Annotated in this window: 21 protein-coding genes; 15 read left to right on the forward strand and 6 right to left on the reverse strand. The window is 64.8% G+C overall.

All coding sequences use genetic code 11. The features are described from left to right. Positions 1-17: 17 nt before the first annotated feature. From hutU to HHL26_RS17625, 14 genes are all read left to right on the forward strand, one after another. Positions 18-1,685 carry a urocanate hydratase gene (gene hutU / locus HHL26_RS17560; RefSeq protein WP_169576289.1) on the forward strand — a complete coding sequence of 556 codons (1,668 nt, stop codon included), beginning with the start codon at positions 18-20 and terminating at the stop codon, positions 1,683-1,685. A gap of 106 nt (positions 1,686-1,791) precedes the next feature. Next, entirely contained in the window at positions 1,792-2,655 is an 864-nt protein-coding gene (gene phhA / locus HHL26_RS17565; RefSeq protein ID WP_169576290.1) for a phenylalanine 4-monooxygenase, read from the forward strand. A gap of 70 nt (positions 2,656-2,725) precedes the next feature. Then, positions 2,726-3,766, forward strand: coding sequence for a 4-hydroxyphenylpyruvate dioxygenase (hppD, locus tag HHL26_RS17570; RefSeq protein WP_066562171.1), 1,041 nt, complete (start codon positions 2,726-2,728; stop codon positions 3,764-3,766). A gap of 275 nt (positions 3,767-4,041) precedes the next feature. Continuing rightward, complete coding sequence (cpaB, locus tag HHL26_RS17575) at positions 4,042-4,941, forward strand: Flp pilus assembly protein CpaB (RefSeq protein ID WP_169576291.1); 900 nt, start codon at positions 4,042-4,044, stop codon at positions 4,939-4,941. Then, a complete protein-coding gene (locus HHL26_RS17580; protein WP_240962493.1) occupies positions 4,938-6,125 on the forward strand; it encodes a pilus assembly protein N-terminal domain-containing protein in 1,188 nt (395 codons plus the stop codon). Before cpaB ends, HHL26_RS17580 begins: the two co-directional genes overlap by 4 nt. A 3-nt stretch (positions 6,126-6,128) precedes the next feature. Further along, on the forward strand, positions 6,129-7,358 hold the full coding sequence (locus HHL26_RS17585; protein WP_169576293.1) for a histidine kinase: 1,230 nt from the start codon (positions 6,129-6,131) through the stop codon (positions 7,356-7,358). Continuing rightward, a complete protein-coding gene (locus HHL26_RS17590; RefSeq protein WP_169576295.1) occupies positions 7,355-8,683 on the forward strand; it encodes a CpaF family protein in 1,329 nt (442 codons plus the stop codon). The genes HHL26_RS17585 and HHL26_RS17590 overlap by 4 nt, the downstream gene beginning before the upstream one ends. Continuing rightward, entirely contained in the window at positions 8,677-9,573 is an 897-nt protein-coding gene (locus HHL26_RS17595) for a type II secretion system F family protein (protein ID WP_169576296.1), read from the forward strand. Before HHL26_RS17590 ends, HHL26_RS17595 begins: the two co-directional genes overlap by 7 nt. Next, on the forward strand, positions 9,573-10,436 hold the full coding sequence (locus HHL26_RS17600; RefSeq protein WP_087574366.1) for a type II secretion system F family protein: 864 nt from the start codon (positions 9,573-9,575) through the stop codon (positions 10,434-10,436). Before HHL26_RS17595 ends, HHL26_RS17600 begins: the two co-directional genes overlap by 1 nt. Beyond that, on the forward strand, positions 10,433-11,047 hold the full coding sequence (locus tag HHL26_RS17605; RefSeq protein ID WP_240962494.1) for a tetratricopeptide repeat protein: 615 nt from the start codon (positions 10,433-10,435) through the stop codon (positions 11,045-11,047). The genes HHL26_RS17600 and HHL26_RS17605 overlap by 4 nt, the downstream gene beginning before the upstream one ends. A gap of 3 nt (positions 11,048-11,050) precedes the next feature. After that, entirely contained in the window at positions 11,051-11,251 is a 201-nt protein-coding gene (locus tag HHL26_RS17610) for a hypothetical protein (RefSeq protein ID WP_169576298.1), read from the forward strand. Continuing rightward, positions 11,251-13,050 carry a pilus assembly protein TadG-related protein gene (locus HHL26_RS17615; protein ID WP_169576299.1) on the forward strand — a complete coding sequence of 600 codons (1,800 nt, stop codon included), beginning with the start codon at positions 11,251-11,253 and terminating at the stop codon, positions 13,048-13,050. The genes HHL26_RS17610 and HHL26_RS17615 overlap by 1 nt, the downstream gene beginning before the upstream one ends. Positions 13,051-13,119: 69 nt before the next feature. Further along, a complete protein-coding gene (locus tag HHL26_RS17620; protein ID WP_066562160.1) occupies positions 13,120-13,302 on the forward strand; it encodes a Flp family type IVb pilin in 183 nt (60 codons plus the stop codon). Beyond that, positions 13,302-13,730, forward strand: a complete 429-nt coding sequence (locus HHL26_RS17625; protein ID WP_169576301.1) for a TadE/TadG family type IV pilus assembly protein — start codon at positions 13,302-13,304, stop codon at positions 13,728-13,730. The genes HHL26_RS17620 and HHL26_RS17625 overlap by 1 nt, the downstream gene beginning before the upstream one ends. Before the next feature lie 6 nt (positions 13,731-13,736). On the opposite strand, the gene mtnA is transcribed toward HHL26_RS17625, so the two are convergent. The 6 genes from mtnA to HHL26_RS17655 form a co-directional block, all read right to left on the reverse strand. Further along, entirely contained in the window at positions 13,737-14,792 is a 1,056-nt protein-coding gene (mtnA, locus tag HHL26_RS17630; protein WP_169576302.1) for an S-methyl-5-thioribose-1-phosphate isomerase, read from the reverse strand. After that, a complete protein-coding gene (gene mtnK / locus HHL26_RS17635; RefSeq protein ID WP_169576304.1) occupies positions 14,789-16,030 on the reverse strand; it encodes an S-methyl-5-thioribose kinase in 1,242 nt (413 codons plus the stop codon). Before mtnK ends, mtnA begins: the two co-directional genes overlap by 4 nt. Then, positions 16,030-16,722, reverse strand: a complete 693-nt coding sequence (mtnC, locus tag HHL26_RS17640) for an acireductone synthase (protein ID WP_169576305.1) — start codon at positions 16,720-16,722, stop codon at positions 16,030-16,032. Before mtnC ends, mtnK begins: the two co-directional genes overlap by 1 nt. Further along, a complete protein-coding gene (locus HHL26_RS17645) occupies positions 16,719-17,270 on the reverse strand; it encodes a cupin domain-containing protein (protein WP_169576307.1) in 552 nt (183 codons plus the stop codon). The genes mtnC and HHL26_RS17645 overlap by 4 nt, the downstream gene beginning before the upstream one ends. Then, positions 17,267-17,893 (reverse strand): methylthioribulose 1-phosphate dehydratase, encoded by a 627-nt coding sequence (locus HHL26_RS17650; RefSeq protein ID WP_169576308.1) that lies wholly within the window; start codon positions 17,891-17,893, stop codon positions 17,267-17,269. The genes HHL26_RS17645 and HHL26_RS17650 overlap by 4 nt, the downstream gene beginning before the upstream one ends. Before the next feature lie 124 nt (positions 17,894-18,017). Then, on the reverse strand, positions 18,018-18,263 hold the full coding sequence (locus tag HHL26_RS17655; protein WP_169576309.1) for a hypothetical protein: 246 nt from the start codon (positions 18,261-18,263) through the stop codon (positions 18,018-18,020). Between the two features lie 74 nt (positions 18,264-18,337). On the opposite strand from HHL26_RS17655, the gene HHL26_RS17660 reads away from it, so the two are divergent. Next, the gene (locus HHL26_RS17660; protein ID WP_169576311.1) at positions 18,338-21,163 is read left to right on the forward strand and encodes a TonB-dependent receptor; all 2,826 of its coding nucleotides are present in this window, start codon (positions 18,338-18,340) and stop codon (positions 21,161-21,163) included. Positions 21,164-21,701: the final 538 nt, after the last annotated feature.

Here is a 21,701-nt window from a genome sequence, read left to right on the forward strand (position 1 = left end):
GCATATGAGGAAGCCTGATGACCCGTATCGATAACAGCCGCATGATCCGGCCCGCCACCGGCACGACGCTGAGCGCGAAAAGCTGGCTGACCGAAGCCCCCTTGCGGATGCTGATGAACAATCTCCACCCCGATGTGGCGGAGCGGCCGGAGGAGCTGGTCGTCTATGGCGGCATCGGGCGGGCGGCGCGCGACTGGGAGAGTTATGACCGGATCGTCGAGACGCTGAAGCGGCTGGACGACGACCAGACTTTATTGGTTCAGTCGGGGAAGCCTGTGGGAGTATTCCGGACGCATGTGGATGCGCCTCGCGTGTTGATCGCGAACAGCAATCTGGTGCCGCATTGGGCGAATTGGGAGCATTTCAACGAGCTCGATAAGCGAGGCCTGGCCATGTACGGGCAGATGACGGCAGGGTCGTGGATTTATATCGGCACGCAGGGGATCGTGCAGGGAACATACGAAACCTTCGTCGAGATGGGGCGGCAGCATCATGGCGGCGACCTTTCAGGGAAGTGGCTGCTGACCGCCGGTCTGGGGGGCATGGGCGGGGCGCAGCCTCTCGCGGCGGTGATGGCGGGGGCTTCCTGTCTGGCCGTGGAATGCCAACCGAGCCGGATCGAGATGCGGTTGCGGACGGGCTATCTCGACGCGGCGGCTTCTTCGATCGAGGAAGCCTTGGAGATCATTAAGAAGAGTTGCGCGGAACGGAAGCCGGTTTCGGTGGGGTTGTTGGGCAATGCGGCGGAGGTTCTGCCGGAACTCTATCGGCGCGGGGTGCGGCCAGACCTATTGACCGACCAGACCAGCGCGCATGATCCGGTGAATGGCTATCTGCCCATCGGGTGGACCGTCGCGGAGTGGATTGAGCGGCGGGAGCGGGAGCCGGAAGCAGTGGCGAAGGCCGCGAAGGCGAGCATGGCCGTGCATGTGCGCTCGATGCTGGACTTTCAGGCGGCGGGTGTGCCGACCACCGATTATGGCAATAATATCCGCCAGATGGCGAAGGATGAGGGGGTCGAGAACGCCTTCGATTTCCCCGGCTTCGTGACGGCCTATATCCGGCCGCTGTTCTGCCGGGGGATCGGGCCGTTCCGCTGGGCCGCCTTGTCGGGCGATCCGGAGGATATCTACCGCACCGATGCCAAGGTGAAGTTATTGCTGCCCGATGACGCGCATCTGCACCATTGGCTGGATATGGCGCGGGAGCGGATTCACTTTCAGGGGCTGCCGGCGCGGATTTGCTGGGTGGGATTGGGGGACCGGCATCGGCTGGGGCTGGCCTTCAACGAGATGGTGGCGAAGGGCGAGTTGAAGGCGCCGGTAGTGATCGGGCGGGATCATCTGGACTCCGGCTCGGTCGCTTCGCCCAATCGGGAGACGGAGGCGATGAGGGACGGCAGCGATGCCGTTTCCGACTGGCCGCTACTCAATGCGTTGCTGAACACCGCTTCGGGCGCGACCTGGGTGTCGCTGCATCATGGCGGCGGGGTCGGCATGGGCTATTCCCAGCATGCGGGGATGGTGATCGTCGCGGATGGAACCGAGGCGGCGGCCAGGCGCTTGGAACGGGTGTTGTGGAACGATCCGGCGACCGGAGTGATGCGGCATGCGGATGCGGGTTATGAAATTGCGCGGGAGTGCGCGCGGGAGAAAGGGTTGGACTTGCCGGGCATTTTGGGATGAGATTGTTTCATATTATCGACTGAGTTGATGATCCCGTTTCATCATACGGCGCAATTTGCGCGAAAATGAAACCCATTTTCCCCTTGGGCGTGCGATAAGGCTTCCCATGGCACAGGCTGAACTGGCACTTCCTGACGGCGCGGCTGCGGACTGGACAGTTCCGCAGGACTGGGCTGCCTATACGCCTGACGAGCATGCGATGTGGGACCGGCTGTTCGAGCGCCAAGCGGCGATGCTGCCGGGCCGGGTCGTGCCGGAATTCCTTGAAGGGCTGGACATTCTGCGGATGACGCGGCCCGGCATTCCCGATTTTGCCGAACTGTCGGAGCGGCTGATGCGGCGCACCGGATGGCAGGTAGTGGCGGTGCCGGGGCTGGTGCCCGACCGGGTGTTTTTCGAGCATTTGGCCAATCGGCGCTTCGTCGCCGGGCGCTTTATCCGCAAGCCGGCGCAGATCGATTATTTGCAAGAGCCGGATGTCTTTCACGATGTCTTCGGCCATGTGCCTTTGCTGACCAACCCGGCCTTTGCGGACTATATGCAGGCCTATGGCGAGGGCGGTTTGCGCGCCGACCATATGGGAGCGATCGATCATCTGGCGCGGCTTTACTGGTATACGGTGGAGTTCGGGCTGATGCGGCGCGAGGGCGGGATGCAGCTTTATGGAGCAGGCATCGTCTCCTCCTATGGAGAGTCCGTCTTCGCGCTGGACGACGCCTCGCCCAATCGGATCGGCTTTGATCTCAAGCGGCTGATGCGGACGGAATATCGCATCGACGACTATCAGCAGAGTTATTTCGTCATCGACAGTTTCGAGGATTTACTGGCGAGGACATCGGACGTGGACTTCGGCCCCATTTATCGCGAGCTGGAGGGCGAGAGCGATCTGGCGCCCGATGCGGTGTTGCCCGAAGATCGCGTCTATCACCGCGGCACGCAGGACTATGCGCGAGCGAAGATGGCATGCTGACGCTGGACAATATTCCTGCCTTTGTCGCGGGCCTCGCACCCTATCTATCATAATCGAGAGGATCGCCTTCATGGCTGACAACATCAATCCGCTGGGCCTTAACGGTTTCGAGTTCGTCGAATTCACCTCGCCAGATCCCGAAGCCATGGGACGGCAATTCGAACAATTGGGCTTCGTGGCCAGCCATCGGCATCCGACCAAGAATATCACGCGTTACAAGCAGGGGCGCATCAACATGATGCTGAACCGCGACGATGCCGGGCGGGTGGCGGCTTTCCGGGGCGAGCATGGGCCGTCCGCGAGCGCCATGGCCTTTCGCGTGGCCGATCCCGAAGCGGCGATGGCCTGGGCGCTGGAGCATGGGGCGAAGCCGACCGATGAGGACGATACCGTCATCCAGGGCATTGGCGGTTCCTATCTTTATTTCATCAGAGATGGAGAAGATCTGTACGCCGACTGGGCGGAATTTCCCGGCTGGCGCGAGGCCGAGGCGAAGAATAATGTCGGCTTGGATATGCTCGACCATTTGACCCACAATGTCCGGCGCGGGCAGATGCGGGTGTGGAGCCAGTTTTATCGGACGCTCTTCGGTTTCGAGGAACAGAAATATTTCGATATCAAGGGGCAGGCGACCGGTCTGTTCAGTCAGGCGATGATCGCGCCGGACCGGGCCATTCGCATTCCGCTGAACGAAAGCCAGGACGACAAGAGCCAGATCGAGGAATTCATCCGCCAATATCATGGCGAGGGGATTCAGCATCTCGCGCTCACCACCGACAATATCTACGAGACGGTGGAAAAGTTGCGGGCGCGTGGCGTGCGGCTTCAGGATACGATCGAGACTTATTATGAACTGGTCGACAAGCGCGTGCCGGGGCATGGCGAGGACTTGGAGCGGCTGAAGAAGAACCGGATATTGATCGACGGTTCGGTGGAGAATGGCGAGGGGATTTTGCTGCAAATCTTCACCGAGAATATGTTCGGGCCGATTTTCTTCGAGATCATCCAGCGCAAGGGGAATGAGGGCTTCGGCAACGGCAATTTCCAGGCCTTGTTCGAAAGTATCGAGCTGGATCAGATAAGGCGCGGAGTGATTTCGGTGGATGCCTGAGGATCCCCTGCATTAGCTTACAACGCAGAGGCTTCGTCCTTCATCCTGAAAGCAATCGGAACCGTTTCGGATCAATTGCGCTCGCTCTGAATGGATTTTGCGTGGGCCGGGATGAGCGAAACGCCCGTCGCCTCTCTATAAAGCTGCCATTCCCGCGATTCAGGACTTTGCGCCGTTCCGGTTGCTTCTTTCATGCCCTGACAATCGCCCAAAGGCTATGAATTTCCCCGGCTGAAGCGTTTTGCGTTCACGCAATACGCTCATGGGGGAAAGCAATGCGTTTGGGTTTGAAGGCCAAGCTGACGATCGCCGTAGGGCTGACCGCCGCTTCGGCTTTTCTGGCGTTGGGCGTCCGGGAATTGCGAAAGGCCTCTGCCGCGACGGTGCAGGGCAGCGCCGCACCCGCGAAGATCGCCGCGCCTGCCGCGGTGCTGGTGCAGGCGGCGCGGGCGATCCGGACGGGCGAGACGATCACGGCCGCGATGATCCGCAATGCGGCGGGTGATCCTGCGCGCTTTCCTTATGCGGCGACCTCCGCCGAAGTGGTAGGCAAGGTTGCGACGCGGGACATTCCCATGCGTGCGCTCGTCGCCCGCGACGCGGTCGGGATGGAGAGCAAGCTCGCCATTCGCGTGCCCATGGGGATGCGCGCTGTCAGCATCGACACGACGGCGGAGATCGCCGTGGCCGGGCTGGTCCGGCCAGGCGATCGGGTGGACGTGCAGGTGGTCTATCCCGGCGCCGACGCGATCAGCGGGGCGCGGGGTTCCGGGCGCAGCCGGGCACAGGCTTTGCTCCAGATGGTGCAGGTGCTGGCGGTGGGCGAGGTCGTCGTCGGCACGCAGCAGCCTTCGGGAGTGGATGGGGCGCTGTCCTCCCCTCCCCCGCCTGCGCGGACGGTGACGTTGGCGCTGACGCCGGAGCAGGTGTCGACCCTTTCCCTTGCGAAAAGCACCGGCGCCTTGACGCTGTCGCTGCGCAATCCGGCCGATAGCGCGCAGGTTGCTGTGGCGGTGGCCGCCTCTGCCGGGCCTGAGCCGGGTATGGCGCCCGCCACTCCGCGCATCGTGACGGCGCCTGCACCTCGCGCGGCGCCCCGTTCCATGCCGCATGCCATCGAGCTTGTCGTGGGCGACCGCCGCGAAACCATCTATTCCGGGAGTGTCGGCCGTTGAGGAAGACAGGGATTTCCGCGCTGACCGCCAGCCTGATCGCGCTGGGCTGGCCGATAGGCGCAGCCGCGCAAACGACGCTGCATGTGAAGGAGCAGCATACCCTTTCCTACCCCCACGCCATCGGACGGATCGAGGTCGATCGGGAGGGCGTGCTGTCCATCGCCGCTCCCTCGGCCCGGTCGCTGCGGCTGACGGCGATTGGCGAGGGCGATGCGACCATCAGCGTCTACGGCGGTGACGGCGGGCTGATCGCGCGGGAGCCGATCAGGGTGGAAGTCGACGCAGCGGCAAGCGCACCTGTCGTCCGGGCCGGCGAGCAGGTCGTGGCGGTCGATGTGCAGTTCGCGGCCGTCTCCGCGACGACGCTCAAGGCGCTGGGGTTCAACTTTTCCAAATTGAGTGGCGATATTCAGGGGGCGATCGTTTCGCCCAGCAGTCTGGCGAGCGCCTCGTTCAACCCCGACGGCCTTTCCCTGGAGGCCAGCGCACCCATCCAGAACGCCTTCAACCTGTTCCTCTCCGCCCCCAATCGCGGCATCGGCGCGGTGTTGAGCGCGCTCTCCTCCAACGGCCTGTCGCAGCTTCTGGCGCAGCCGACCTTGCTGGTACGCTCCGGCGAGCAGGCGAGTTTCCTGGCGGGCGGGGAGTTTCCGGTGCCGGTGCCGCAGGTTTCCGGATCGGGGAACACGCTTTCCATCCAATATAAGGAGTTCGGCGTGCGGTTGTCCGTCACGCCCTTCGTGCTGTCGAAGGACCATATCGTCCTGAAGATCGCGCCGGAGGTCAGCGAACTCGACTATAATAATGGCGTACAGTTGCAGGGCTATGTCGTGCCGGGACTGCGGCGGCGGTCGGCGGAAACGACGGTGGAGCTGGGCAGCGGGCAGAGCTTCGTGATCGCGGGGCTGAGCTATTCCAGCCAGACGGTGACGAAGGAGCGAACCCCTTTTCTGGGCGATATTCCGGTGCTCGGCGCTTTCTTCAAGCGGCAGCAGAACCAGAAGGAAAAGCAGGAGCTGGTCATCGTCGCGACGCCCCGGCTGGTGGGGCCGGTGAAGCCGGAGGAAGTGCCATCCTTGCCCGGCGCGGCCACTTCGGGGATCGATCCCGGTATTGGCGACATGATCCTGGGCACGGACGGGCTGGACCAATCGAGCGCGCCCTTTGGCGTGGTGAGGCGGTAAATTATGGCGGCGATCTTCCTGCTTTCCGTCGACCGGATGCTGGCGCAGCGGATCGACGAGGCGATGGCCGGGCGGGCTTCCGTCGAGCTGGTGCAGTCGATCGAGCGCGAGGCTTTGGCGGGGCCGTGCCTCATCGTGATCGACCGGGCGGCGATTCCGCCGGAGCGGGCCTTGTCTGCTGCGATTGGGACCGTGGTGGAGAGCGCGGGCGGGCGGCCTGTCGTGCTGGCGACCGAGGAGATGGAGGCGGAGCCTTTGCTGCGCGCCATTCGGGCGGGGGTGGCTGATGTCATTCCACGTGACGGCGAGGGAGCGGAGATTGCCGCCGTCCTGGCGCGGTTGCTGAATGATGCGGCGGCGGATCGGGCGAGCCGGGGGCGGTTGACGCTCGTTCTCGGCGCGGATCGGGACGCCTGCGCGATGGTGGCGACCGATATGGCGATTGCGGCTGGGCGCGCATCGACCTTGCTGATCGATTGCACTTTGCCGACCAGCGCGGCGGCGACTTATCTCGATTTGAACGTCGATTATGGGCTGGCTTCGGCCATAAGCGACATGGAGCGGCTGGACGCCAGTCTGCTCGCCAGCACGGTGGCGCGGCATGGCCCGAGCGGGCTCATGCTGCTGACCTTCGACGGGGGGACCGGGGCGGAGCCGGCTGGGCTGGCGCCCGGCGATCTGGCGGCGCTGATCCGGCTGCTGCGGGGCTGTTGCAGCGATGTGGTGCTGAATGCGGGGAGCCTGCGCCATGGCGGGCTGCTGCGCGAAGTGGTGGCGGAGGCTACCCAAGTGGAGCTGCTCTGCGGCCAGTCGATCCGGGAAATCGAAGCGTGTCGCCGCCTGCTCGACCGGATCGGGGCGGAGCGCGAGCGGGTCGAGGCGATGCGGTTGCTGCTGTGGGATCATCTGCCGGGCGTGCTGCTGGATGGGCGGCGGATGGCGGATGCTCTGGGAGTCGGATCGGTGCTGGCCCTGCCGACCGACCGGGCGCGAATGCGCAATGCGTTGAACGCCGGGCGACCGCTGGCGATGGAGGCGGATGGCGGAGCCTATATGGCGGCGATCCGGCGGGCTTGCGGGGTGGCGCCCAAGGCTGGGGGGATCGATCGGTTGAGGCGGGCGATGCTCAAAGTCGTGAGCGATTTCGAGCCGGATGCGGGCATCTGGCGGCTTGGAGCCGCAAGGCCAGCGAAGCTAAATCGCGGCAAACAAACAAACGAGCGGGCGTCGTGAGTTTGCTGACCGGGGAAAGGGGCTTCTTGCCTGCACAGGAGGTGCGGATCGCACCCGTCGCCCAACCCGCCGCCCAGCGGATGAGCGACAATTATCAGCTCGCCAAGGCGCAGACCTGCACCCAACTGATCGAGCAACTGGAGGCGCGTGCCGAGACGGCGGAGACTTTGGGGTCGCGGGCGCTGCGCGAGGAGATCGAGCAGGTCATCGCCAGCCGCAGCCGGCGCGGACAACTGGCGCTCAACAGCGCGGAACGGTTGCTGCTGATCGAGGATGTCGAAGATGAGGTGGCGGGCATGGGGCCGCTCGCGCCGCTGCTGCGCGATGCATCGGTGGACGACATCATCGTCAACGGGCCGGGGCATATCTATGCCGAGCGCGGCGGATTGCTGGAAAAGGTCGAGACGCGCTTTCGCGACGATGCGCACCTCATGAACATCATCCAGCGGATCGTCGGGCCGATCGGGCGGCGGGTGGATGAGGCCAGTCCCTATGTCGACGCCCGCCTGCCCGATGGGTCGCGGGTGAATATCGTGATCCCGCCGGTGGCGCTGGACGGGCCAACACTCTCGATCCGCAAGTTCCGCTTGCAGAGCATGACGATCGAGGATTGCGTCTCGAACCAGGTGATGAGCACGGACATGGCCGCTTATCTGAGCGCGGCGGTGCGATCGCGGCTCAATATCCTGATCTGCGGCGGGACCGGGGCGGGCAAGACGACTTTGCTCAACATGCTGTCGACCTTCATCGGGGATCGGGAGCGGCTGATCACCATCGAGGATGCGGCTGAACTCCAGTTGCGGCAGAGCCATGTGGTGCGGCTGGAGACGCGGCCGCCGACCGTCGACGGCAGCCGGGAGGTGAGCAGCCGCGAACTGGTGCGCAATGCGCTGCGGATGCGGCCGGACCGGATCATTTTGGGCGAGGTGCGCGGGGTCGAGGCGGTCGAGATGTTGCAGGCCATGTCGACCGGGCATGACGGGTCGATGGCGACCTTGCACGGCAATAGTCCGAGGGACGCCTTCGCCCGGCTGGAGATGTTGTTGGGCTTTGCCGGGGTGCAGAGCGACATTCGCGCGATCCGGCGCTTCATCGCCAACAGCGTGCATGTGGTGGTGCAGTTGCAGCGGCTTTCCAATGGCAGCCGGCGGGTGATGTCGGTCAGCGAAGTCACCGGGCTGGAGGGCGATGCCTATTCCCTGAATGAACTGTTCGTCTTTCAGGAACAGCCTGCTTTGTCGGGGTTGGGGGAGTTTCGCACCCTGTCGCTGCGGCCCTATTTTGCGGAGCGGCTGCGGGATTATCGGAGCGGGCGGTCATGTTGAGCGGCGCGGCTTTTCTTATCCTCTCGCTGCTGATCGTGGCGGGGATCGGCTGGCAATTGCTGGCGGAGCAGGCGCGGCAACGAGCGGTGATCGACCGGCGGTTGGGGTTCGCTTCGGCGGCGGCGGTGGCGCAGCGGCGGGTGGTGCTGTCGGCGCCGGATGTCGTCGCGCCCTTGCTGGCGCAGGCGCAGATCGACGTCACGGCGCGGGCCTTGGGAATTTTCGGCGGCGTGCTGGTGCTGGCGGCTTTGGTCGCCTTGCTGGCGGCGGGGCCGGTGGCGGCTGTGGCGGTGATCGTCGGGGTGCCGCTGGGGCTGCTGGCCTGGGTGCGACGGCGGGCGCAGCGGCGGGTCGAGGCGCTGATCGAAGCGCTGCCTTATTATATCGACGCCGTGCGGCAGATGCAGGCGGTCGGCAATTCGCTGGCGCAGGCGCTGGAGCGGGCGCTGGCCGATGCGCCCGCCATCGTGCAGGCCTATATCGCCCCGGTTGCGCGGCGGCTGGAACTGGGCGCGCCGGTGGCCGACGCGATGCAGATGCTGGCGGAACGGCTGCGCGTTCCTGAAATATCGATGCTTGCCGCCGCGATCCGCACCAATATGCGCTATGGCGGGTCGATTTCGGCGGTGCTGCTGAACCTGGCCAACATCCTGCGCGAACGGATCCGCATAAAAAGGGAGCTGAAGGCCGCCATTTCCGAAGCGAAGATCAGCGGGCGGGTGCTGATCGTCATGCCGCTGGTGGCGATGGCGCTGCTGGTGGCCATGAACCCCAGCTATATCGACTTTTTCGTCAATGATCCGCGGGGCCACAGGCTCGCGATCGTGGCGGTGGTGCTGCAAGGGATGGGGATGCTGGTGATGCGGCGGGTGATGAGGCTCGCCTTCTGATGGGGGCGCTGTTTCTTTTCTGTGCGGCCCTGGGGGCGGCCTGCGCTTTTGCCGGGATGCGGATGCTGCTGGCCGACCAGCGGCTGGAGGCGCGGCTGGGGATGGCCGGGGAGCGGACCGCCTTTCGGCTGCCTGGTGCCTTTGCGGCTCGCGGGCGGGACAAGTCGGAAATCGCGGCCAAGCTGATGCTGGCGGGCTTCCAGCATGCGCGGGCGGCCGACTGGTTCGTGTGGACCCGCATGGCTGCGACCGGCGGCGCGGCGGCGGCGGTGATGGTCGTTTCCAGGATGATGTGGGGCGGTTTCTTCGCGCAGCCGCTGTTGATCGTGATCGCCGCCGGCCTGACCTATGTCGGGGCCAAACAGGCGATCCATCTGCTCGCGGCGCGGCGGGCGCAGGCGATCATGGCGGAGTTCCCCTTCCTGCTCGACCTGATGCTAATGATGCTGGAGAGCGGGATTTCGCTCGACCAGTGCTTCCGTTCCATTGCGCGGGATGAAAGCATCGCCGTGCCGCATCATGCGCGGCTGATCGCGATGCTGGTGGCCGATCTCGACCGGGGGATGCGCTATGAACTGGCGCTGGACCGCTGGGCGGCGCGGGTGGCGGTGAACGGGGCGAAGGAGCTGGCGGCGCTGTTCCGGCAGGCGCTGTTCCAGGGGGTCGAGCTGGCCCCTGCCCTGCGCGAATTCGTGCGCGAGTTCACCCAACGGCGCGTCATGCGGGCGCGCGAGGCGATGGGCGGCATTACCGTGCGGATGGTGGTGCTGATGATCCTCTTCTTCATGCCCGCTCTGTTCGTGGTGCTGGGCGGGCCGCCGGTGGTGGCGATCTTCGATACCTTGCGGGGGATTTCGCAATGAGGCGGTTCATGCTGGCGGCGTTGCTGATGACGGCTGCGCCTGTGCAAGCGGAGGAGGCGCCGGATACGCGCGGCCTTTATCTGCAACTCATCCATCAGGCGCGCAGCGACGGGCGGCCCCGGGCGGCGCTGGCCTATCTCGACGATTTCGAGCGGCGCTATCCGGGCGATGCCGAAGCGCGGCTGCTGCGAGTCAACAGCCTGATCGATCTGGGCCAAATCGATGCGGCGGAGGCGGTGGCCTTGCCGGTCGAAACGGCGGACGGCGGGGTCAGCGCGGTGCGCGGGCATTTGCTGGCGGCGCGGGGACGCTGGACAGAGGCGGCGGCTTTTTACGAGCAGGCGGGCCGCGCCAGCCCGGCCGATCCGCTGCTGCGCAATGCGCTGGGCTATGCGCTGCTGCGCGCCGGGCAGGCTGGGGCCGCGATAGAGGCGTTGCGCGGCGCGAGCGACCTGGCGCCGCAAATGGCGGTCATTCGCAACAATCTGCTGCTGGCGTTGATGGTCGGTGGGCGGGGCGCGGAGGCCGAGGCAGGGCTGCGGCGGATCGGGGATGGCGGGCTGCGGCAGAAGCTGACGGCAGAGGCCGTTCGGATCGGGAAGGGAGGCTGATCGATGATGGTGCTGTTGCTGATGCTGGCCTCCTCTTCCCCGCCCCCGCCGGTCGAGAGCGCGGCGCGACGGGTGATTGAAGCGCAGTTGAAGGCGCCCGCCCGCGAGGAGGCGGAGCTTTCGGCGGAAGAGGCTGCGCGTATCCGGCAGCTTTATCTGGAGTCCATCGGGCGGCAGGTCGAGCGGGCGCCGGAGGCACGGTGATGAGGTCGGGATTTATCAAACACAAGGCGCGTAGGGTAAGGAAATTGTGCCTCTGGCGCGACCAGTCGGCCGCCGTGGCGCCGATGATCGCGGCTTTGGGCGCGGTGCTGATAGGCGCGGCGGGCTTTGCACTGGATGCGGGGCTTTATTATGTGAGCGAGCGCAATCTGCGCGCCGCGACCGATGCCGCAGCGCTGGCCGCCGCGATGAACCCCGCGCAGGCGACGGCGCGGGCACGGGACAGCCTGACCCGCAACGGCTATGATCCGGCCATTCTCCGCTCGGTGGAGACAGGCCGCTATTGCGCCGATGCGGGACTCGGCGCCGCACAACGTTTCGATGCCAGCATGGCGCTGTGTCCGGGCAACGGGCGGGTCAATGCCGTGCGCCTCCGCACTGGAAAGCCGGCGCGGCAGTTCCTGATGCGGGTGCTGGGGCCGGCCAATCCGCTGCCCGACCTCGCCGCCAGCGCCACCGCCGCGCGCATCGATGAGGCAGGGGTCGGCATCACCTCCGGCATCCTGACCGTCACCAATGCGCTGGTGAACAGCGTCAACGATCTGCTGGGCGCGCTGCTGGGCATCAAGCTGCACCTCTCCACCGCCGATGTCGAGACGCTGATGGCCAGCAATATCGATGCGGGCCTGTTCTTCGATGCGCTGGCGCAGCGGGTGGGGGAAAGCGGAACCTATGCCGCGCTCACCGCCCGGACGGTGGGGTTGCAGGATCTGCTCCATGCCGCCGCCAGCGCCGCCGACAACGCCGCGACCGCCGCCACGCTGACCCTGCTCGCGGGGCAGGTCGGCAACGGCTATACCGTGCCGCTAAAAGGGCTGTTCGGCCTTGGCGTGTGGAAGAACATGCCGGTGGGCGGCGCGAATGAGAAACCCGCCTTGCGCGCCGGGATCAACGCTTATCAGCTCTTTTCCTTCGCGGTGCAGGCGGGAAGCGGCACGGTCGACCTGTCCGATGCGGTCGGCACGATCGCGCCGGGCAGCAGCGTCCTGCTGGCCGGCATGGCGAGCGGGCCGATGGACCGGCCGCGCTTTTCCTTCGGCCCGGCGGGGGAAACCAGCGCCGCGACATCCGCATTGCGGCTGCAACTGGATGTCGGCATCAAGAATGTCACCTTGCTGGGCGTCCCGCTGGTGTCGGTCAATCTGCCGGTGACGATCGACATTGCGGCGGCGCAGGGGCAGGTGAGCGCCATCGACTGCCCCGACACGGCCGAACAGGCGCGGGATATGCGCGTCACGGTCCAGGCCAGCACCGGCCTCGTCAACGCCTATATCGGCACCCTGCCCGCCGGCGCGATGACGCGGCCCATGCCCGCCCTGTCCGCCGCCGACGTGCAGCCGGCCCGGATCGTCAACGCGCTGGGCGTTGTCACCGTGGACGGCCGCGCCGTGGCGCAGCCGGTCATGGGCAATAGCGGCGCGCTGGTCTTCGGCCCCGGCGGGCAGGGCACGATCGGCCGTCCGGGATCGCCGGGCACGTCCGCCAGCATCGGCAATGGATCGCAGGTCGGGCCGTTGCTGACATCGCTGGCCAGCAGCCTGGGCGCGCCGGACGGATTGGAGGTGCAGTTGCTGGGCGCCTGCCTTCCGATCGTCTGCGCTGCGACCAAGGCGCTCGCCCGGTCGCAACTATTGAGCGGCGTCGTCAATCCGCTGGCGGCGCTGGTCGGAACCACCATCGATCCGCTGGTCACCAATCTGCTCGGCGCGCTGGGCGTTCAGCTCGGCCATGCGACGCTCTGGGCGACCGGGGCGCGCTGCGGGGTGCCGGTGCTGGTGTGAGATCTGGCGGCGGGCGGGCCCCTCCCCCGCTCGCCGCCGGTCATCATGGAGGGAATAAGGAGATATGGGATGAACAAGTTTCTGGGATCGCTGATCGCGAAATTGGCGCGGGATGAAAAAGGGCTGACCGCCGTGGAATATGCCGTGCTGGGAGCGGTGGTGGTGGCAGCGATCGTCGCGGTGGGGACCAATTTCAGGACACAGCTCGGCGCCGCCTTCACCACGATGTTCAACAGCATCCCGTCGAGCTGATGCGGAACCGGGTGCGCCGCCTGCTCGCATGCGAGCGGGGGCTGGCGGCGCTGGAATTCGCGCTGCTGGCGCCCGCGCTGTTGATGCTGGTCTTCGCGATCATACTCTATTCCTTTTACTTCGCCGCGTTGATGGGCGTGCGCCATGCCGCCGTCGAGGGCGCCCGCGCCGCCGTGGCGGGCCTCTCCACCACTGAGCGCACGTCGCTGGCGCAGAGCCGGGCGCAGGCGGTGATCAACGGCTATGGCACGCTGCTGGCGGCGGGCGGCGGGCCGGTCGTCACGGCGGGAGCCGATGCGACCGGCACCTTCCGGGTGCGGGTGAGCTACAATATGAGCGGCAGCCCGATGATGCGCTATGCGGCCCTGGTGCCCATGCCGTCCGCGACGGTCAGCGCCAGCATCATCGTCACCAACGGGAGCTATTGAACATGCTTATCCCAGCCGTTTCGCGTCGGTGACAAGGCCGGTTTGAGTGATATAGGCCGTGACCAAAGCGGCAGGCGTAATGTCGAAAGCCGGATTCACGGCGGGCGAAGCGGTGACGCCGATTCGCACCGCGACGCCATGATCGTCGGGACCCGTCATGAACCGTATTTCATCGGCGGCACGCTCCTCGATCGGCACGCTTGCCCCATCCGGGGTTGCCGGATCGTAGGTGCTCAGCGGCAGCGCGACATAAAAGGGCACGTCATGCGCCTGCGCCGCCAACGCCTTCAAATAAGTGCCGATCTTGTTGCAGACATCGCCATTCGCCGTCACCCGGTCGGTGCCGACGATGACCATGTCCACCCTGCCCTGCTGCATCAGCAGGCCACCCGCATTGTCGACGATCAGGCTGTGCGGGACGCCATGGCCCGCCAGTTCGAAGGCGGTCAACGCCCCCTGATTGCGCGGCCTGGTCTCATCGACCCAGATATGGACGGCGATGCCCTCGTCATGGGCAAGATAGATGGGCGCGGTCGCGGTGCCCCAGTCGACCGTCGCAAGCCATCCGGCGTTGCAGTGGGTCAGGATGTTGACCGGCTCTCCGCCCTTGCGCGCCGCGATCTCCCGGATGAGGGGCAGGCCGGCTTCCCCGATCGCCCGGTTGGCGGCGACATCCTCGTCGCACAGGCGGGCGGCTTCGGCATAGGCAAGCGCGGCCCGTTCCCCGGGCGGCTGCTCCGCGACAACCCCGCGCACTCTTTCCAGCGCCCAACGCAGGTTGACCGCCGTTGGACGGGCTGAGGCGAGATGCGCGAAATTGTGTTCGAGCGACGCGACGCTGGAGTCCTCACGCAACGCCAACGCCAGCCCATAGGCCGCGACGGTGCCGATCAGCGGCGCTCCTCGGGTGGCCATATCCGCGATGGCGTCATAGGCATCGCCGGGCGTTCGCAGCACCAGCCGCTCCAGCGCCCAGGGCAGGCGCCGCTGATCGAAAATGCCGACGCTCCACCCATCCGGCTCCAGCCAGATGGAACGCGTGGCCTGACCGTCCAGCTTCATGCCAGCGCCAGCTCCTGACCGATTGCCTGCGACACGGCGGTAATGCCGGGAAAGGACGGGCGGTCCACCAGCAGCGAGCGCGCAATGCGCAGCGCCCGGCGTTCGCAACCGGCGCGCAAGCCTTCATCCGCGATGCTCTCGAAATCGGCCACATGGGCGAGGCCCAGAATCCGGCGGATCATCTCGCAACCGGCAAAACCCAGAGCATCGGTCCAGATGCTGTCGAGCCGATCCCTGATCGCCGCCTCTCGCAAATCGGCATCGGCCTTGGCCAGAGCGTGAAGCGCGCCATGCTCCGCTTGCAGGTCAAGGGCGCGCCAATGCCCGGCGAAACGCAAGGCGAATCCCGCCCACAATGCCTCCGCCTGATCCAGCAGCCAGGGGTCCGGGCGGTCCGCCGGACGCTGGCCGGGCTGTGCCAGATGGGCCATCCAGAGGTTGGCGAGGATCATGCCCACGTCGAAGCCGATCGGGCCATAAAAGGCGAATTCGGGGTCGATCACCTGCGTATCGCTGGCCGTCACCATCACCGATCCGGTGTGGAGATCGCCATGCAGCAGCGCCTCCGGGGCGGCGAGGAAGCGGGCCTTCATACGCTGCGCGGCGAGGCGAAGCGGCACATCCGCCCGGAAGGCGTCGACCACATCCTCCAGGCCCGGCGTATGGCGGTTCATCGGCGCGTCATAATAAGGCTCGTCGAAGATCAGATCCTCGGTGATCCGGCACATGGCGGTGTTGCCGAGATAGGCGGCGATGCGCGCCTTCTTGTCCGCCACCGGCACCGCAAGGTCGGAGGTGAAGAACAGCGTATCGGCCAGAAATTCCGCCAGATGGCCCGCGAGCAGCGGATAGCGTTCCCCTTCGATGAGCGCACCGCGCAGGGTGCGATGCGGGCTGAGCAAGGCCATCACCGTCAGAGCCATGGCGTCGTCATGATGGATCAAGGCGGGCACGCGGGCGGGCGCATGGGCGGCCTGATCGGCCAGAGCGAGCCGCTCATAATAAGCCCGCGACAGGGGGAGCGGCCAGCTTTCACCGACCATGCGGACATAGGGCAGCGCCTGCTTGGCGGCGACGCCGCCTTCCGGCCCTGTGACCAGAAAGACGAGATTGAGGTTGCCGTCCCCGACCTCCCGCACCGTCCAGCCGTCCGGCGTTCCGCCAAGGCGCGCGGCGACGGCGGGAACCGTGGCAAGGAACGGGCCGACGCTGCGTTCATCCAAAGCGGCATAGCTCATCAGCGATCCTCCCCCCAATTTATGGCGTCGAAGCTGGAAACGGCGGGAAAGGCGTCGTCCGGCGGCGCCGCATCCCGCGCCAGCAGGGTCACGGCCAACCCCGCCTCCCGCGCTGCGGCCAGTTCCTCCGGCGTGTCGGAGAGGAACAATATTTCGGCTGGCGGCCAGTCCAGCGCCGCTGCGATGGCGCGATAGGATTGCGTTTTCCGCTTGCCGCCGATCGCAGTGTCGAAATAGCCCGCGAACAGGGGGGTGAGATCGCCATGATCGCTATGCCCGAACAGCAGCTTTTGCGCCGCCACGGAACCGGAAGAATAGACGTAGAGCGCAATGCCCGCATCATGCCATCGGCGCAGCGCTTCTGCCGCGTCGGCATGGACATGGCCGGTGAAATGCCCCTGCGCATAGCCGTCCGCCCAGATCAGACCCTGCAATTGCTTGAGCGGACCGATTTTGCGGTCGGCATCATGCCATTGCAGCAGAAGATCGACGCAGGCCTGCGGGTCCAGTCCCGCCCCTGCTTCAGCCCGCACGGCATGGAGGATCGGCGCGACCTCTTCCGGATGGTCCGCAACGAAGGCCGCCAACCGGGCGCGGGAATAAGGGAAGAGCACATCATGGACGAAGGCGATGCTGGATGTCGTGCCCTCTATGTCCGTAACGATCGCGCCAGGGCGGCTCCCAAGCTTCATGCCACCCCCTGATAGAGCGGAATGGCGCGCGCGATCTCGTCGCCGGTGAAGCGGGCGACCCAGCCGTCGGGCGTCGTGAACAGACGGATGGCGGTGAAATGCGGCCGCTCACCCATGTCAAACCAATGCGGCGTGCCCGCGGGCAGGACGATCAGGTCGCCGGCCGTGCATAGCAGCGCATGAACCACGCCTCCCGAGCGGATGTAGAACAGGCCCGTGCCTTCGACGAAGAAGCGGACCTCATCATCGTCATGGACATGTTCGGCCAGGAATTTGGCGCGCATGGCCTCTCGTTCCGGGTGATCGGGGGTCAGCCTGACGACGTCGCACGACCGATAGCCGCCCCGTGCCTTCAGCCGCTCGATGTCCCCGGCATAGGTCTGCATGATGTCGTCGTCCGTGGCGTCGGGCGCCAGCGCCACGTCCGCTTCCCAGCGCTCCAACCCTATGCCCGCAGGCTCCAGCAGAGCGGCGATCGCCGCATGATCATGCCATGAACCTCGCGCTTCATGAGGCGGCTTGTCGTCATATTGGGTCAGCGCGGTCATCGGGCCACTCCGTTCAGCTTCAGTTCTTCCCAGGCGCAGGCGAGCAGAAATTCGCACCCCTCGACCATCGCCTCCGCCGCCTCCAGCGTCGGACCCCAGGCATAAAGACCATGGCCGCGAATATAGAAAGCAGGGATCGGCGGTTCCTGCCTCTCCAATATCGGCCGGAGCTGGGCAGCCAGTGCGGGCATGTCCTGACTATTGTCCACCAGCGGAAGGGTCACGCTGGTCCGGTGGGTCGTAACGCCCGGAAAAATCTTGAGCAGTTCATAATCGGCCAGCTCCATGCCGTCCCGGCCTTCCAGCGCCCGGCTGAGAACCGTCCCGGCGACGGAATGGGTGTGGAGCACCGCCCCCGCGCCCGGATCGACCGCATAAACGAGGCAGTGCAGCAAGGTTTCGGCGGAGGATTTGCCCGGATCGATCGCCGCGCCGTCCGGCGCGACCCGCATGAACTGCGCTTGCGTCAGGCGTCCCTTATGCGCGCCCGACCGGGTGATGAGGATGGCCCCGTCCGCAAGCCGGGCGGAATAATTGCCCGCCGTCGCCGGCGCGAGACCCCGCGCATCCAGCCGGCCGCCGGCTTCCGCGAGCGCTTGCGCTAAAGAAGGTAAATCAGACATGGCGGGGACATATCCAACAATGGAGAAAAGCGCGAGTCATCGCGGCACCAGTCATCCTTGTCGGACGTCCCGGCTGGATAAGGGCGTTCGATGATCCTTTGATGACAAAGGATCGTTTCGATCCTTAGCGGCTGGAATCAAGGGCAGCAATCAGTGTTGCGACATATCGTTCCGCCGGTTGCCATAGAGATTTATCCAAATCGCTCGCCGCCTTCGAACGATCATGTCCACCCTCCATGAAATCGGCGAACGGCGGCATGTCGGATGGCAGAATATCAAATTCACGATCCACATCCCAAAAAGCGGATATAAGGAGTAATTTGTTGCGGATGAGCAACATAAGAGAAAAAAAGGGTCTGAATTTATACATTATAAGCCAAGGACGATTGCCAGGGTGATGTAGACGGACAACACTCCACCGGGTCTGTTTTGTGGGGTGTTATTATGCGCAACAAGAATAGTCTTAAATACGGCGTAGTCATGTCGGTCCTGATCTGGACGACGCCAGTTCTGGCCCAGGCCGCTCCCCAGGGGGATGAGGGCGTTTCCATCATCGTTACCGGTTCCCGCATCCGCCAGAATCCGTTGAACCAGGACAAGCCGGTCGTGACCGTCGATCAGGAAGCGATCGGGCGGACGGGTCTGTCCTCGATCGCCGATGTTCTTCAGCGTATTCCCAGCGCGGCCGGCGGTTTGAATACCAAGGTCAACAATGCCGGCAATATCGGCGGCCCGCCTGACGGCACCGGCGTCAGTTCCGGTTCGGCGGAAGTCGATCTGCGCTATTTGGGCGCCAAGCGGACGCTGATCCTGGTCGACGGCATGCGTTATGTCAATGGTTCCGCGGCCGGCGGTATTCCCGCTTCGGTAGACCTCAACACCATTCCGGCCAACATGATCGAACGGGTGGAAGTGCTTCAGTCCGGCGCATCGCCGCTTTATGGTACTGATGCCATTGCCGGGGTCGTCAACATCATCACCAAACAGTCCCAAAAGGGGCTGGATTTCTCGGCACAATTCGGTACCTTTCGTCAGGGTGATGGCCACACCTGGGATATCAACGCCAGCTACGGTATCCAGACCGATCGCACCTCGCTGGTTTTCGGCGCCAATTATGTGAAGCAGGACGGGGTCCGAACCGCCGACCGCTCCATCTCGCAATGGCCGACGCCGGGCGCCACGAGCTGCGCGGCCGGCGGCTGTTCCAGCGCCACGCCCAATGGCCGTTACGATGTTTTGGGGCAAAGCCTGACGCTGAATGCACCAGTGATCGGCCGCAATCCGACACTGGCGGATTATCGCAACTACAGTTCCAGCACGGACTCCTTCAATTTCGCGCCCTATAATTACCTTCTGACTCCCTCCGAACGCTATGGCGCCTTCGTGAACTTCAAGGGAGAACTGAACGACAGCGTCAACCTGCGCACGCGGTTCGTCTATCAACATCGCGGTTCCACGACCCAGGCCGCGTTCCTGCCGCTGTTCATCGGGCCGGATGCGGGTAACGGCAATCTGCTCGACACCATTTCGGTCGATGTCACCAACCCCTACAACCCCTTCGGCGTCACGCTGTCGTCGGGCGCCGACGGGTCTCAGCCCAATTATTCCACCATCCGGCGGCGGTTCGTGGAAGGCGGGCAGCGCACCTTCACACAGGATGTCGATACGCTGACCATGGCCGCGACGCTGGATGGTTCCTTCGATGTCGGCGAACATAAATGGTATTGGGACGTCAACGGCGTCTACGGCATCAACGACGCGCATCAGGTCTTTACCGGCAATCTCAACGCCGCCAGGCTGCGGCAGGCACTCGGCCCCGTATCGGCCTGCACCGCACCCTGCGTGCCCTTCAACATATTCGGCGGCGCCGGGTCGATCACCCAGGCCATGTTGGATTATGTGACCTTCGACGAGCGGGACAAGAGCGACCAGCGGCTGTGGGACTTCACGGCGAACCTGTCGGGTGAATTGTTCGACCTGCCGGCGGGCGCGGTCGGTTTCGCCATCGGCTATGAACATCGGGACCAGAAGGCATCCTATAGTCCCGATCCGATCATCGTCGCGGGACTGGGCGCGGACGTGCCGACCAGCCCGGCGCGGGGCGGTTTCAACGTCGACGAAGTCTATGGCGAAATACGGATACCGATATTGGCGGATACGCCATTCTTCCAGAAACTGGACCTGAACGGCGCGGTGCGCCATTCCAACTATTCCAGCTTCGGCGGCAACACGACGATGACTGTATCGGGCCTGTGGAAACCCACGCGTGACCTGCTGCTGCGCGGTGGCTATGCAGAGAGCTTGCGCGCGCCGAGCATCGGTGAGCTTTATGCGGGCCTGTCGCGGACCGACGCCACGATCGACGATCCGTGCACCAGCGCGCCGGGTGGCTCCTTCCAGACCAACGCGACCGTCCGCGCCAACTGCATCGCCAATGGCGTGCCGGCAAGCGGCAGCTATGCCGAACCCAATGGCGGACAGTTGGGTGTCTTCTCGCAAGGATCGACCGCCCTGAAGCCGGAAACGGCCAAGACCTGGACGGCGGGCGGCGTTTACAGCCCGGCCTGGGCACGGAACAGCGGCTTTGCCAGCACGCTCAGCCTGGAAGTCAACTATTACAAGATCCGGCTGAAGAATGCGATCGACTCCGTTCCCGCCTCGCTGACGCTGCACCGCTGCGCCTTCGACGCCGATCCGGTGAGCTGCGCCGCGATCACCCGCACCGCCAACGGCAATGTCGCCGGGATCAGCGGGCGGTTGCTCAACCTGAACGCGATCCGGACGGACGGGCTGGACGCGTCGCTCATCTATCGCTCGCCGGCCATTTCCGACGGCACGATCGGGCTCACCGTCAATGCCGCCTATCTGATAAAATATGATGTTCTGCCGCCGTCGGACCTCAACGCCCCGGTGCAGAAATTCGCCGGCACGGAACGCGGCAGCACGGATCAGGCCTATCCCCGTTTCAAACTGAATGCGACGCTCGACTGGTCGACGGACGGCTATGGCGCCTCCTTCACCGGACGCTATATCAGCAAGGTGGATGAGCGGGACGGTGTGCACAGCATGGGCAGCACCTTCTATGGCGACATCCAACTCTATTTCTCGCCAGGCTGGATGGACCATCGCGCGAGGCTGACGCTTGGCGTCAACAATGTCTTCGACAAGGATCCGCCTGCCTGCTTCACTTGCGACAGTGCCAATTTCGATCCGACCACCTATGATGTGCCGGGGCAGTTCGGCTATCTGCGCCTATCCTACAAGATGTAAGATATGGTCGGAGGGCGCGACAACAGCGCGCCCTCCGACGATTATTTGTGCTAAGAGCGCTTCCGTAAGAACGCCTGGCTAGACTGGCTCCCAACATCCCGTATTCACCGGCGCGGCCGAAACGAGGGCGGCGGTCAACGCGTACGCCATGACGTCAAACATGGAAACTCTTCCAAAATATCGTTTCTCGGATGGACGTCAGACCGCCACCATTCGCGCCGATTTGGTGGCTAGAGCGCGCTGCGCTAAATCAGACGCAGGGCGCGCGCTCTAATTCCTTGTTGTCGCATCCTTTTAAGCGGAAAATCGGTTCCCACTTTTCCGCACGATGCTCTAGCGCCCGGAGTAGGGGACGCTCAGCGCCGCCGCCGCATCAATCGATCGGACGTGCCGCACAGACCCAACAGCAACGGTGCGAGATTGGCGATAATCATGCCGCGAAGGCGCGGCTTTCCCCTGCGCGCCGCCGACGGTGGCTCACCATGAAACTGCGGTGACGAGCATCGATACAAATCCCGGTATTTCGTAAGTTACCATT

The organism is Sphingobium sp. TB-6 (assembly GCF_012927365.1).
GTDB lineage: Bacteria > Pseudomonadota > Alphaproteobacteria > Sphingomonadales > Sphingomonadaceae > Sphingobium.